At 56.6% G+C, this 14,419-nt stretch carries 11 protein-coding genes; 6 read left to right on the forward strand and 5 right to left on the reverse strand.

What is annotated here, in order from left to right:
- Positions 1-26: 26 nt before the first annotated feature.
- From ACQCSV_RS16275 to ACQCSV_RS16285, 3 genes are all read right to left on the reverse strand, one after another.
- Entirely contained in the window at positions 27-1,310 is a 1,284-nt protein-coding gene (locus tag ACQCSV_RS16275; RefSeq protein ID WP_426938800.1) for an O-antigen ligase family protein, read from the reverse strand.
- A gap of 84 nt (positions 1,311-1,394) precedes the next feature.
- Complete coding sequence (locus ACQCSV_RS16280) at positions 1,395-2,276, reverse strand: glycosyltransferase family 2 protein (RefSeq protein ID WP_426938801.1); 882 nt, start codon at positions 2,274-2,276, stop codon at positions 1,395-1,397.
- Positions 2,277-2,394: 118 nt separating this feature from the next.
- Positions 2,395-3,519: a glycosyltransferase gene (locus ACQCSV_RS16285; protein WP_426938802.1), complete on the reverse strand. Its 1,125-nt coding sequence runs from the start codon at positions 3,517-3,519 to the stop codon at positions 2,395-2,397.
- Between the two features lie 693 nt (positions 3,520-4,212).
- Between ACQCSV_RS16285 and ACQCSV_RS16290 the strand changes: the two genes are divergently transcribed.
- The 6 genes from ACQCSV_RS16290 (at position 4,213) to ACQCSV_RS16315 (ending at position 11,950) form a co-directional block, all read left to right on the forward strand.
- Positions 4,213-5,526 (forward strand): polysaccharide biosynthesis tyrosine autokinase, encoded by a 1,314-nt coding sequence (locus ACQCSV_RS16290; protein WP_426938803.1) that lies wholly within the window; start codon positions 4,213-4,215, stop codon positions 5,524-5,526.
- 193 nt (positions 5,527-5,719) lie between these two features.
- Positions 5,720-7,162, forward strand: a complete 1,443-nt coding sequence (locus tag ACQCSV_RS16295; protein ID WP_426938804.1) for a sugar transferase — start codon at positions 5,720-5,722, stop codon at positions 7,160-7,162.
- A gap of 45 nt (positions 7,163-7,207) precedes the next feature.
- Positions 7,208-8,521: a UDP-glucose dehydrogenase family protein gene (locus ACQCSV_RS16300; RefSeq protein ID WP_426938805.1), complete on the forward strand. Its 1,314-nt coding sequence runs from the start codon at positions 7,208-7,210 to the stop codon at positions 8,519-8,521.
- Positions 8,522-8,655: 134 nt separating this feature from the next.
- Positions 8,656-10,404 (forward strand): DUF4012 domain-containing protein, encoded by a 1,749-nt coding sequence (locus tag ACQCSV_RS16305; RefSeq protein ID WP_426938806.1) that lies wholly within the window; start codon positions 8,656-8,658, stop codon positions 10,402-10,404.
- Between the two features lie 182 nt (positions 10,405-10,586).
- Positions 10,587-11,171 (forward strand): LPXTG cell wall anchor domain-containing protein, encoded by a 585-nt coding sequence (locus ACQCSV_RS16310; protein WP_426938807.1) that lies wholly within the window; start codon positions 10,587-10,589, stop codon positions 11,169-11,171.
- Between the two features lie 563 nt (positions 11,172-11,734).
- Entirely contained in the window at positions 11,735-11,950 is a 216-nt protein-coding gene (locus ACQCSV_RS16315; RefSeq protein WP_426939578.1) for a VanZ family protein, read from the forward strand.
- Positions 11,951-11,972: 22 nt separating this feature from the next.
- On the opposite strand, the gene galU is transcribed toward ACQCSV_RS16315, so the two are convergent.
- The gene (galU, locus tag ACQCSV_RS16320; RefSeq protein WP_426938808.1) at positions 11,973-12,863 is read right to left on the reverse strand and encodes a UTP--glucose-1-phosphate uridylyltransferase GalU; all 891 of its coding nucleotides are present in this window, start codon (positions 12,861-12,863) and stop codon (positions 11,973-11,975) included.
- A gap of 128 nt (positions 12,864-12,991) precedes the next feature.
- A complete protein-coding gene (locus tag ACQCSV_RS16325) occupies positions 12,992-14,419 on the reverse strand; it encodes a sugar nucleotide-binding protein (RefSeq protein ID WP_426938809.1) in 1,428 nt (475 codons plus the stop codon).

Raw genomic sequence — 14,419 nt, forward strand, 5'->3', positions numbered from 1 at the left:
AACCGGATCAAGCAGACAGGCCTTGCCTAAATGCGAAGGCCCCGATTATTGGCCTGCAAACTGTCTATCTCCATCTGCTTTTCGCGTCTCTCGTCAACGTGAAAAAGTGGGCCGGACGCGGCGACCACGAATAAAGTCATCAGGAGATTCCAGCTCAGGGCGTCAAATGAAAAGAACGTGACCGCTAGACAAATAATAACCAAACGCGATGGAACATTTCCACGACGAAATCCTTCGACAATCGACGATGTGAGCAACATGAAGCCCACGAGTCCGGTGGCAGTCAAGGTTCGAATATACTCTTGGTCAAAAACCTGAATTCCGCTGCCCCCAGAAAATACCGATGACTGCAATAGTGAGGCTATAGAACCATAACCAGACCCGAAGACTAAATCCCCAAGGGACCGTTGCATCAATTCCGGCAGGAACTCTAAAACATCCGCTCTATGCGTATAGGACTCCGACGAGTAAAATCCCGACAGACCGGGAAGCGTCCGAGGATCCACCGAGACTGCGATAATGAAGAATGTTGCTGCACCCAAGACGTACCCCGGAAGTCGTTTCGATCCCGCCGCCGTACTAAACCAAAATGCAAGAGCCACCAGAACAGCAAGAATTGCACTCCGCGTTCCGGAGAATAGGATTACAGTCGCTGCAAGCAGGCTAACTAGCCAGTACCTTCGGCGGCCACCGTTGATTGCTACCCACAGACAAACGACTAGGCAGATCGCCATCAGGGTGCCTAGTGGTATGGGATGCGACGTTGACCCCATCGCACGTCCGGCAAGCCACGGTGCAATAGGATTAAGTCGATGAGTAATAAAGTCAGTTCCATTTGTCAGAGGCCAAATTGCCTTCACACCAAGGAACTCTTCGGCAATCGAGAATAAAAATTGAATAACTACAAAAATTGGAACCGCAAAGTAGAGAACGGCCGTTCCGTTGAAACTGGGCTGGGATACAAGTAAAGAAACCAGCAAATAGGAAGTACACGAAAGAAGAATAAACCAGGCGTACGGCCCATCTGCCTCGAAAAACATGATCCCCGACGAGTAGAGGATGAATAGAACCAAGGACATATTAGGAGCTGCCTTGGCGATCAGACTATGACTCCGCAGTATTGCCACGACCAGAACTACTACCGCACCCCCAACAGCAGCCGATAGAACGTCACGTGATGGAGAGTGTGATGGCACAAGTACAGCCAGCGCTAGAACGAAAAATAGAGCGCACTGCGAAGCTTTGTTGGCCTTGCAGAAAATGGTCGCAAGAAGACCGCAAATGGTAATTCCGATTGGTAGTGCAACCATTATGAATCACCCATCAAACAAATACCGGGAGACCAATAGATCGGTCGGCCAGGTGCGTGACGAGCCAGTTGAAAACTCAACATACTAGCGATTGCGAGTTCCGAATTTAGCGAGCGCCATGCGAACAACCAATGCGGCTGCATATGCGACGGCCCAGCCACTCGGCTTACCTATTCTCAGCCCAGCAATTACCGTCTTGAGCATCGCCGTCAATGACCCCGAGTTTTTTGCTCCCTGAATTGAATGAACCACGACAAAGTCGCCAATAGTTCTGCGGTCTTCCGGATCCAATCTGCTCGCCCACGCTATTGACTGCGACGCAGTAATCTTTTTGGATACCGTTGCAGAACCAATATGGTAGACGACCGATGGCTCAGGCGATTGGAAAACAGCTACGTCATGATCAATCTTGGAGAGGTCAACGAGCCAGCTCACATCCTGGTGAAACTTCAAGTCTGCATCGAAGGGAACCTCCAACCCTAAGCGCCGGGGGAACATAAGAGTGGAGGCCTGAATGAATCCGACACCACCTACGAGTGCGGTCTTCCGAAAAATATACTGAGGAAGTGTCTCCGACGCGTTCATCAGTCGTTTCGGCCAGACTCTTGATTTGCCCTTTGCATCCCGCGCGAAGAGCCTGGAGCTAGCGATCCAGTAATGTCCGCCTTCTTCGGACGGAATCAATCGAAGCTGATTGGCCAAATGATTCCCTAGCCACTCATCATCGTCGTCCAATAAGGCAACCAGTTCACCTTCGGCAGCTTGGATTCCTGCCTGACGCGCGACGTTTCCTCCCGCCCCTGGGCCGACCCTTATCAATTTCACTTTCGGGTTTACTGGAAGATCAATAGGTGCCAGCGTATCTGCGACCACGAGTATCTCGAAAGGCGCGCTCTCTTGAGAGAGGGCAGACTCCACGGCCCGTCTGAGCACCGGTCTACCAATAGTAGGAATCACAACAGACACAGAGCGCATTTTAGATATTTCCTCTCTATCGCCAGCAAAGAAACTGGAACAATAAATAGCTCAATTGAACAGGGCTTAGACGGTGAGTAAAAACCATATTCCGTTTTCACGAGATCGATTATTGACTCAGTGCGACTTCATCTGGAGCAGAAATCGAGCGGTAGATGGATATGGATTCTGCTCCCACGCGTGTATCCAAGAGGGTATCCTTGGCCCACTCCACCGCAGCCTTAGACATGTCATCTCGCAGTTTTTCGTCGGTAAGTAGTTGATGAAGGCGGGAAATCAGTTCATCGTCGGTTGAACATACAAAGCCCGTGCTTCCGTGCACTATAGTGTCGACGTTACCCACCACGTCCGACACAACCGCGGGAATGCCTTGCGCTTGAGCTTGCATGAGAGACAGTGCCATTCCCTCCCATAACGTTGGGAAGAGCAGGACGTCAAGCTCGTCTATTTGCCGAGTGAGCTCGTCTGCATTTAGCCAGCCCGTGATCTTGACGGCTGGATCAAGAAGCCAACGCTGAATGTCAGTATCCGCGCCTCCCCCGATCCAAACGAACTCAGCTTGATCCTTCAACGCACGGGCGACGGTCGCAAATCGCCAGGGCGCCTTCTGATAACAGATTCGCCCGACCATCCCGACACGCAGCGGTCGATCGTTCGTAGCGCGTACCGCAACCGCGGGAACTCGAAGTCGTTCTTTCGGGATACCGGTACTGAGAAGGTGCGTGCTCGCCCCGACCATATGAGATTGCGCCAACTTGCGCTCTGAGTCTGAGGTGAGGACTAAGCCATCGCAGAATCGAGAGAGAAATACTTCGGCTAGTCTCGTCGCTTTGCGTTCGAACTTAGTAGTGTCTTCCCGGAGAAATGCGAACCCATGAGGAGAATAAACTATTACCCCGGTGCGATTTCTGATAAAGAGGGTTGCTAACCGTCCCACGGCGCCCGCTATGGATGAGTGCAGATGAATGGCATCGAATCTACCGCTGCGAGCTGCATTACGCACTGCCCCAATCAACGAAAGATACCTCTTCGGCCCGGTGCAGTCTTCCGATAAGGGCTGCAGGACGACGCGCTCATCGAACATGTCCTGCAGTTCGTCGTCACTTGGCGTTTCGGTGCGGGGTAAGAACCAAACTTCAACTCCTGCCCCCTGTTCAACCTGCCTTCGGCTGAGGGTGTCCATTAGAGTGAGCACTCCTCCACCCATGGCCTCAGTTACGTGCAATATCCTCATTTAGGACTCCCCCTGCTTGTTTCTGAAGCAAAATACGGCACAGCGATGCACAAGACCTGAAGTGATCAAGCGAAGGAACAGGCCGTAGAATTTTCCGTCGCAGTCTGGCTCAGAGTTGAGCTAGCTACAGCGAATGCATCCACTCGGCTTAATGTGGTCGCCAGTGACAGATGGCAAGGAACCGGACTGTCGTGCCTTGCCTTGCCTGCTATTGATGTGAGACCAACGCAGACGTTGACATCTATGCGTTCGTCATATTATCAGCCACAAGTCTAAACACACATGCATAGGCTGACGGCGCCGACGTCATGGAATCTTCAGGGATGAGTTGCAGAGTCATTGTTGTGCCAGTCTTCCCGCCGGCCATCGATATCAAGTTTGCGCTGTCATACGCCGCCGATCCCGGAGCCAGCACACCAAAGTGCATGTCCAAAGCGGCATCAGAAGTGAAGTGACGACCCAACTCAATGCTATGGTACCCGAGGTGCCCGCCGTCGATGCCTACTGCACCGCAGTTCAAACCTGCCTGACCAATTGGGGCAGTCGCGAGTCATCTCTGTCTGCTGTGGTTCCGCGATATGGCAAAATCATCATGGGGGCACCGGGTGGTCTGGCTACAGGTCAGACTTCTGCGGGCGGCGTGGTCGTGATTAACGCTCCAGTCTGAAACCAGTTGAATGAGAGGTCTCGATATTGGAGCTCAATGATTACTTGAAGATAGCAAAGCGAAATTGGCTGACTATCGTCGCAACCGCACTCTTAGGCCTTCTGATGGCCGGAGCCGCATCCCTCATCATCAAACCAAGCTACGTAGCGGAAACAAAGCTCTTTGTGGCGATCCAAGGGTCTGGATCCATCACTGAGCTGCAACAGGGCAATACCTTTAGTCAGGCGCGAGTCAGGTCGTATGTGGAGACGGTCGGCACGCCAGCTGTCCTTCAGCCGGCAATAGATAGGCTCGGCCTGGACCTGACACCCGCCGAACTTCAAGAGAAGGTAAGCGCTGGGGCTGATCTGAATACTGTCATCATTACGATTTCCGTTAACGATTCCTCGGCTGTCACGGCTGCGGCCATTGCTCAAGCTGTGGGCAGTAGTCTCATCGAAGTCGTTGATAAGTTGGAGAGGCCTTCAACCGAAGGTCTCTCGCCGGTGAAACTTTCAGTCGTCACGCCGGCAATCGCACCTGTTGCACCTTCAGCTCCGAATACTCGCTTGTACCTTCTAGTTGGTCTCGTTGGGGGTGCAGGCCTGGGCATAGGTATAGCGGTACTGCGGACGACTCTTGACACGCGTGTTCGCGGCGAACACGATGTCCGACGGTTATCGCAAGCTCCCGTGCTTGGCGGTATCGCTTACGATAGCGAAGCAGCGAAGAACACCTTGCTCACTCAGGTGCATCCGCAGAGCCCCCGTGCAGAATCGTTTCGCCAGATACGAACGAACCTTCAATTTGCGCAGGTAGGCCATGATTCAAAAGCCCTTCTCGTGACTTCCTCTCTACCGGGTGAGGGCAAGACGACGACGGCAACTAACCTCGCAATTGCCCTGGCGCAAGCAGGGCAATCCGTGGTGCTCGTGGACGCTGACCTTCGCCGACCTCGCGTGGACGACTACTTGGGCTTAGATCGAAATGCTGGCCTCACAACCGCGCTAGTTGGGGCAGCGGACGTAAATGAATTGCTGCAGCCATGGGGCGAGGATGAACTCTTTGTCCTTACTTCGGGGCAGATCCCTCCCAACCCGAGCGAGTTACTCGGCTCGGACGCCATGAAACGACTAATTTTCGGACTGGAGTCCGCTTTCGACGCTGTCATCATTGATGCCCCGCCACTGCTTCCGGTTACAGATGCGGCCGTGTTGGCGCAGCAAGTTGGTGGAGTCGTCCTGGTGATTGGGTCGTCCAAGGTGAAGTTCGCTGAGTTGGAGAAATCGCTGCGTGCCCTTGAAATGGTTGACGCAGACCTTCTCGGAGTTGTACTTAACCTGCTTCCGACGAGGCCCTGACGCGTACGCATACGGATATTCGAGTTACCACACTTCCACAGGAACAACTCCAGTCAATACTGCGCGGCCCGCGCGCCGGCTCAGTAATGCAAGAGACACCACAGATAGCCGTGACACCGTCTCGAACTATCAACAACTGCCGGTTGATAGATAACACAGCTCACGCCACAAATATTCATTCGATGGGGGACTTTTGACGCAGAATGATCCGCAGGACTGGCGAGTTCGATCAGCACGTCTGTTGAAAGTTGTGGACGCTTTTGTCATCACCTGGGCCGTCGCGGGCGCGTATGTCGTAAGGTTTGGCGCGGAGCCCGACTTCATGGTCGTGGGTCAAGAGTTCAGTTACGTGTGGCTATCTTTCGCGCTAGTTGTCGGATGGTGGCTGATGCTTGGAGCGTGGAACAGCCGTCAAAGTCGGATCCTAGGCGCTGGGCCGGATGAATATAAGCGTGTCGCAGCAGCTTCTTTGTGGTTGTTCGGGCTGGTGGCGATTTTTTCTTATGTGTTTCGGGTGGACACCGCACGCGGCTATGTAGGAATCGCGTTGCCCACGGGTCTGGCCGGACTTCTCTTAGCGCGGTGGTTGTTACGTCAGCATTTGAGCATCGCCCGCCAACAAGGCGGCAGTATGTCAAGGTTACTCTTGCTTGGTGGTCCAAGCGCTGTGGCCCACCTGGCTTCGTCACTGGAGCGCGCCAAGCACGCTGGATACCTTCCGGTAGCGGCCTACACACCAGGCGTGCACGATGGGCCCACTGAAGAACCGTCATCAGGCTTGCCTATTCTGGGTCACAAGGCCGACACCAGCTCAATACTTAAGGCCATAGAACTCTGTCAAGCCGACGCTGTCGCTGTCTCGGCCGGCGTCCAGCTTCATCCGCAGACGCTAAGGCACCTGGGTTGGGAACTAGCCTCCCGAAATGTGGGGCTCATCATGGCACCAGCGCTTACCGACATCGCCGGTCCACGCATTCACACTCAACAAGTGGCTGGGTTGCCTCTGATCCATGTAACGACCCCTACCCTCGAGGGCGGACAGCGAGTGGCCAAACGGTTGTTCGATGTCGCAACTTCTGGGCTCATGATTCTGATGCTCAGTCCTGTCATGTTAGTTATTGCGGCGATGATCAAATCGGACAGCAGGGGGCACGTATTCTTTGTGCAGGACCGAGTAGGGATGGAAGGCAAGCTTTTTGGAATGGTGAAGTTTCGGTCCATGGTCGTCGACGCGGAAGCAAGGCTTGCCGAACTCGCGAACCTCAACGAGGGCAATGGTGTCCTGTTCAAGATCAAGAATGATCCCCGCGTAACGCGTGTGGGAGGATTCTTGCGAAAGTACAGCCTGGATGAACTCCCGCAACTATTCAATATTTTCACGGGTTCAATGAGCCTGGTTGGGCCGAGACCACCACTGCCGCGAGAAGTGGAAGCATATGAGCACGATGTTCGCCGACGGTTACTAGTCAAGCCGGGACTCACTGGTCTTTGGCAAGTAAGCGGACGTTCTAACCTTTCCTGGCAGGATTCCGTCCGACTGGATCTTTACTATGTAGAGAATTGGTCTTTGGCGGCAGATCTGGTCATTATTCTTCGCACCGTTCGCGCTGTCTTTCGCAGTACGGGCGCTTATTAGTAATCAAACTCGCACGACTGCCCTCTTGGGGAAGGAATTATCTAAATGCGTATTTCCGTAATAGGCTGCGGCTATTTGGGGGCCGTCCATGCAGCGTGCATGGCTAAGCTCGGTCATGACGTCGTCGGCATCGACGTGGACGAGAGAAAAATTGCCGAGCTCTCGCAAGCCATTGCACCGTTTTATGAACCCGGACTCGAGTCTCTGCTGAGGGACGTCCAAGACACGGGACGGCTTTCGTTCACGACCGATATGTCCGCGGCCTCCGGCAGCGAAGTGCATTTCATCTGCGTCGGCACGCCACAGAAGAAGGGTGAAAACGGCGCCGACATGACTTTCGTCGATGCCGCCGTTCTTGGATTACTCCCATACTTATCGCCTGAGAATATTGTTGTTGGAAAGTCGACGGTTCCCGTCGGGACGGCATCCAGGCTTGCGGACCTCGTGAAAGCGCAGGAACACACAGCCCACTTGGTTTGGAATCCAGAGTTCCTACGCGAGGGACATGCAGTCTCAGACACTCTCAGTCCTGATCGCTTGGTCTACGGTGTCTCTGATGGCTCGGAGGACCATCCGGCCGTTGCGGTTCTGGATGAAGTATATGCGTCCGCGCTGAGCAATGGCTCTCCACGCCTCGTGACAGATCACCCAACTTCTGAACTCGTGAAAACGGCAGCCAATTCATTCTTGGCCACCAAAATTTCGTTCATTAACGCCATGGCCGAAGTATGCGAGGCTGCGGGTGCAGACGTGACACTACTCGCGGATGCAATTGGCATGGACGATCGAATCGGTCGAAAATTCCTTAACGCCGGCATCGGATTCGGTGGCGGCTGCCTGCCCAAAGACATTCGTGCTTTCATGGCCCGAGCCGGGGAACTTGGCGCGGACCAAGCTCTCACATTCCTGCGTGAAGTAGACGCAATCAACATGCGACGTCGCTCACGAGTTGTGGAGCTGACTCGAGAGGTCTGCGGCGACATTCTCCTGGGACAGCGGATCACTGTCCTCGGTGCAGCCTTCAAGCCAGAAAGCGATGACGTCCGCGATTCGCCCGCTCTTAGCATCGCTGCACAGCTCCAACTCCAAGGGGCTGTTGTAACGGTAACGGATCCAAAAGCCCTGACGAATGCAGCCCGTAGATTCCCAGAACTCCACTACGAGGCTGACCTTGACAGGGCCATCAGTGGTGCGGACGCATTGCTGCTTCTGACCGAATGGCAGCAGTACCGCGATCTCGATCCATACGCTCTGGCTGGATCGGTAGCATCTCGCCGCATCCTCGATGGCCGTAACATACTCGACGCGGCGAAGTGGCGGGCAGCTGGTTGGAGTTACCGTGGACTTGGGCGCCCTTAGGTATGGGCGACGACGTAACCAGGCTATCCGCTGGTCCAAAACAGCTTGGCGTTCCTGATGACGGGGAACTCTCTCGAAAGAAACGCCGTAGCCGTCGTATTTTAGTAGTCGTTTGTTGGTCGTCAACTCTGGCTGTGGTTGCCTTAGCGGCGGCGGCCTGGCTGGGCGAACGAGCCACAACAATCAATTATGAACTGAACACCGCATCAGAGCTCATCCCTTCAATTAAGGATGCCGTCGCCGCCAACGACTCGAAGAGGGCGACGGCCGTGACTGAAAAACTTCGGTCACACACAGCAGAAGCAAAGCGGGCTGCCGAAGATCCAGTCTGGACTCTGGCGTCATCCATCCCGATCGCTGGCCCAAACTTCAGCGCCGTGTCCGAAGTAGCGCGTTCCGCCGACGACGTCGCAACCCTAGGATTGGAGCCTCTTGTAAAGGTATTCGATGTCCTGGACTGGGATACTCTGCTCCCAAGTAGTTCAGGTGCCGATTTGAGCTCAATTGAGGCCGCTGCGCCGACTGTTTCTTCAGCGGCGCAAGCCGTCCGCCTCTCAGCTGAACGACTTCATCAGATTGATACGACGAAATTGTTGCCTCAAGTCGCCGATCCGTTGATTCGTGCCCGTGGCGAGCTACTGGACGTCACCGGAACTTTGGATGCCGCTGCACACGCTTCGGCGACGTTACCCGCCATGCTCGGATCCGATGCACCACGGAACTACTTGCTCATGATTCAAAACAATGCAGAGGCTCGTGCGTCAGGTGGCATCCCTGGGGCGCTGGCAATCCTTAGCCTCGATGGTGGCAAGCTAACTCTGAGCGCGCAAAGCAGCGCAGGGGAACTCGGAATCATGGCCCCAACCGTGCCTGTAGATTCGGTTCAACAGCAGATCTACTCAGCACGACTCGGCAAGTTCATGCAGGATGTAAATCTCACGCCCGACTTCCCCACTGCGGCGGCTACTGCCCAGGCTATGTGGGAAAGGAAAACTGGACAGCGAGTTGACGGGGTCCTCTCCATTGACCCCGTGGCGCTTGGCTACATTCTTGATGCAACCGGATCAGTGAAGATCTCCAACCCTGAATTGACTTCGTTGACTAATCTGGGACTGCCAGCTGAGCTCACAGGGACCAACGTTGTTCAAACGCTTCTCTCCGATGTGTACGCAAAGATCGCGCAACCCAAACTCCAGGATGCCTACTTCGCTGGTGTAGCACAAGAGATTTTCGCGACCTTGTCGACCGGCAAGGCGGATCCCAAACGACTCATGGAGGGCATTGGACGAGGAGCCTCCGAGGGTCGCATTCTAGTTTGGTCCGACGAGCCTCAGGAACAAGCCGTCATCGACAGGTATCCTATTGCCGGCGCAATCTCAGGTCCGAGCGTGGCCGCCGCACAATTCGGGGTCTATTTCAACGACGGCACGGGCGCGAAGATGGATTACTACGTCAAGCACTCCGTCGGGTTGATCAAAGAGTGCCCAAAGGACGGTTACGAGCAAACCACGGTTCGTATCACAAGCACCAACACGGCCCCTGCTGATGCAGCCACATCGCTGCCAGCGTATGTTACCGGAGACGGTATTTTTGGTGTTCCTCCAGGGTCCGTCCAGACAAACATCATGGCCTACGGACCAGTCCAAGCCAATGTGGAAATTGCAAGACTAGACGGACAGAAAACAGAGTTTGCACCCTATCTACACAGCGGCAGGCCTGTAGGAGTTCTTGCCGTGCGACTCGCCCCTGGAGAGAGTCGCACGGTGGAGTTTACTTTCGGAAAAATCGTGCAGCACACAGAACCTAACCTGTTTGTCACGCCCACAGTGCAGGATGTAAATGATGTGATCTTGCCCACAGGGGTCGCATCTTGCGGGCAATAAGTTATGGACACCGTGTTAACACTATGTAAACCGTCTGGACTGACATTGCTCCACACTCGAATCGGATGGTAACGTCTGTTTTGGGATATCTATCCGGGATTTCTGCGCAGGTCTCGTGCAGAGAGGAAACCTCCTCAATTCGGGTACTTCAAAAAAACTTTAACGTCTCCGGGGGGACAACAATGAAAAAAACACTCGCAGCACTCGCACTTGCAGGCTCAATCGCGCTCATCGGCTCACCCGCTGTTGCCGCCGAATACCCGGCTCTCCCGCCCCAGGCTGCTGTTTCTGACGGCACCGTCGGCCCGGGTGAACAGTTCACCTTCCGCGGCCAGGGCTTCCTTGCCGGCGAACCGCTGGTCATTACCGTCACGCCGGGCAACCCGCCCGCAGCTTCCGGTGCCGGTCTCGGCCGCTCGGTCGCAACAAAGATCCCTGTATTCCTGGCTCCCCAGTCGTTCAACGCAACGGCTGACGCTCAGGGCGCAATCGTGTTCCCGCTCTCGCTCGGCGAAGCTGGAACCTACTCCATCACAGCAACGGGCACCATCTCCGGCGTGACTGTCGGACCCGTTACGGTACAGGTTGCAGCAGCACTGGCCAACACCGGCGGCGCTCCGCTCGCAAACACCGGGGCTGGCCTTGCCAACACCGGTGCTGACTCGGGCCTGATCCTCTGGACCCTTGTGGGCGCAGGCGCACTGGCCGCTGGCGCAGCATCAGTGGTTGTTGTTCGCCGCCGCGCTAAGAACGAGGTTGCTGCATAACGGCGGCATCTTCCAAGCACTCAAGAGGGTGGGTGGCTCTCCGGGAATCCGGAGAACCACCCACCCTCTGCGTTTAAGGTTTCGACAGGCTTAACCACCGACGAGACAGGCTGATCCACCGAATGGCCAGGCGCAGGCACCAGCCTTGTGGTATCTATTTGATCTATGGGGAGACATTGGCGCAAAACACCATGGCAGTGGGATTTGTCCGTCCCCGTCCCGCGTCCACAGGCACTTCCATATGCACTCCTCGTATTGCTGGCCGTAGGCGCGCTCGGAACTGCCGCCCTGGCCCTGCTGAGAACAGCCTGAGTGCCTCTTGAGACGCCCAGACAACCCTAGGATTTGGCGTCCGATTCTAGTTGCCATGCTCGTGCCGCTGGCATTGTTGGCGTTCTGGCCGAGCCCGGTTGATGCTCCGGTGCAGGGCCAGCTCGCCAGCGTCCTGGGATTCCTCCATGCACGCGGAATTCCCGCTTGGTTCAATTACCAATTGTTAACACCAATTCGTCGAAGCATCCGCCAATGTAGCGCTATTCTTTCCGTTCGGCGCAGTTGCGGCCCTGGCATATCCGAAAAAACACGTGTGGCAGCTCGGAATTCTTGGGCTGATTGTCTCGGGTTGCATCGAGCTGGGCCAGCTGCTGTTTCTTCACAATCGGTTCGCGAGTGCGCTGGATCTTGTCACAAACACAGGAGGGGCCGTAATTGGCGCTCTCTTGGTCACTGCGGCCCTTAAACGCCTACAGGCCGGTCGCGGGTCAGCGGCAGGCCCGTAGTGCGTCACAGAGGCATCAGGAGCTAGCCGACGAAGGCCTTCAGCCAGGTCTTCAAGTCCTCGCCAAACTCCACGCGTTCGGAAGCCAGGGTGATGACTGCCTTCAGGTAGCTCAGCTTGTCACCCGTGTCGAATCGGCGGCCCTTGAAGACCACGCCGTACACGCCGGAGCCTTCGCCCTCACCGGCAGCGAGGGTCTGGAGGGCATCCGTCAGTTGGATCTCCCCGCCACGGCCGGGCGCTGTGTTCTCCAGGACGCCGAACACCGAGGGGTGCAGCACGTACCGGCCGATGACGGCCAGGTTGGACGGCGCTTCGGCTATGGCCGGCTTCTCGACCAGTTTGTTGACGCGGACGTAGTCTTCGCCTTCGATGGCTGTGATGTCCGCGCACCCGTATGCACTGATCTGCGAGGGGTCCACCTCGATTAGGGCAACAACCGAACCGCCGGTCTTCAGCTGTACCTCGATCATGGTAATCAGGAGGGTCTCGGCCTCGTCGATGAGGTCGTCACCCAGCAGTACGGCGAAGGGCTCGTTGCCCACGTGCTGACGCGCACAGAGCACGGCATGGCCCAAGCCCTTGGCTTCGCCCTGGCGGACGTAATGGATGGGGCCCAAGTCGGACGCCTCATGCACCAGGTCCAGGCGACCCTGATCGCCTTTCAACTCCAGCGCACGCTCCAGGCCGGGTTCACGGTCGAAGTGGTCCTCAAGGGCACGCTTGCTGCGCCCCGTGATCATCAAAATGTCGTTGAGGCCAGCCTTGACGGCTTCTTCCACGACGTACTGGATAGCCGGGCGGTCAACCACCGGCAACATTTCCTTCGGCATCGCCTTAGTGGCCGGCAGGAAGCGAGTCCCCAAGCCGGCAGCAGGAATGACGGCTTTAGTAATAAATTTCCCCATAGTCATAGGTGCACCTTACAAATCAATGGTGGGAATTTGCAATTGAGGGACTTGATTTCGACGAGCTCAATCACCAACAATTCATTCGGGGGTATCGCCCGGCTGAAGGCCCAGCCCTACGCCAATGACTCTTCTCAGGCGTTTGCTGTCTGCGTGACCGCAACGTAGGCCCGGAGCGCCTCCGCCGCCGGACGGGGCGTGAAACCTGAAGTCTTGATCTTGGTCAGGTCTAGCACACTGTTCAGCGGCCGGGGCGCCGCAGCTTTGTCCTTGAAGTATTCCTCGGTGCTGACGCCGGTGACGGCGCTCCGCGGCCGCCCCGAGAGCTCGTACACTTCGGCTGCGATGTCGGCCCAGGACTGTGGCTCGCCGTCGTTGCTGAGGTTATAGGTACCGTATTCCGCGCCGGATTCGAGCAGGTGCCGGATCCCTGCGGCGATGTCCGCGGTGAAGCTGAGCCGGCCGATCTGGTCATTGACGACGGACGGCTCGATGCCGCGGCCGGCGAGGGATGCCATGGTGCGGACGAAGTTGTTGCCTTCGCCGATGACCCAGCTGGTCCGGACGATGTAGTGGCGGGGAACGACGCTGACCACGGCGTCGCCGGCTGCCTTCGTCTGCCCGTATACACCCAGCGGAGCGAACGGCTCAGCCTCATCGTGGCTCTCGCCGACGCCGTCGAAAACGTAGTCCGAGGAAACCTGCACGAGGGTGAGGTCATGCTCGACGGCGGTCCGGGCCAGCCGCGCCACAGCGGTGACGTTGACGGCCCAGGCGGCGGCGCGGCCCTCCGCGGTTTCCGCGGTGTCGACGGCGGTGTAGGCGGCAGCGTTGATGATCGTCGAGTAGTTCTTCCAGTACCGCTCCGCGAAGGAGGCCTCACTGGACAGGTCGAACCCGGCCCGGCCGACGAACTCGACGGTCGTGTCGCCGTCGTACAGTTCCCGCAGCGCCTTGCCCAACTGCCCGTCGGCACCAACCACGAGGATTTTCTTCGCCGGCATCGGCACGACGTCCGCGAGGCGCGGGTGCGCCCTGTCCTTATTGGAGAGCTCTGCCTCCGCCAGCGGGACCGGCCAGACGATGGCGACGGTCTCGTCCGCGAGGTTCAGGAAGGTGTACTGGCCCTTCGCGTCGGCGGACCAGTGGTCGTTGACGAGGTAGGTGTAAGCCGTGTTGTCTTCCAAGGTCTGGAAGGCGTTGCCCACACCACGGGGAATGAAGATTGCCTGGCTCGCGTCCAGTTCGGCAGTGAAGACGGCACCGAAGGACGGGCCTTCGCGCAGGTCCACCCAGGCGCCGAAGATCCTGCCTGTGGCGACCGAGATGAACTTGTCCCACGGTTCGGCGTGGATACCGCGGGTGGTGCCGGCCTTTTCGTTAAACGAAATATTGTTCTGCAGAGGGCGGAAGTCCGGCAGCCCCAGGGCCACCATCTTTTCCCGCTGCCAGTTTTCCTTGAACCAGCCACGGTTATCACCGTGAACCGGAAGGTCATAGAGGACGACGCCGGGGATCGGGGTTTCGTGCGCGGTCAGCTTCTTGGAGAACTCGATCGACAT

It is taken from the genome of Pseudarthrobacter sp. S3 (genome assembly GCF_050156905.1).
Classification (GTDB): domain Bacteria; phylum Actinomycetota; class Actinomycetes; order Actinomycetales; family Micrococcaceae; genus Arthrobacter.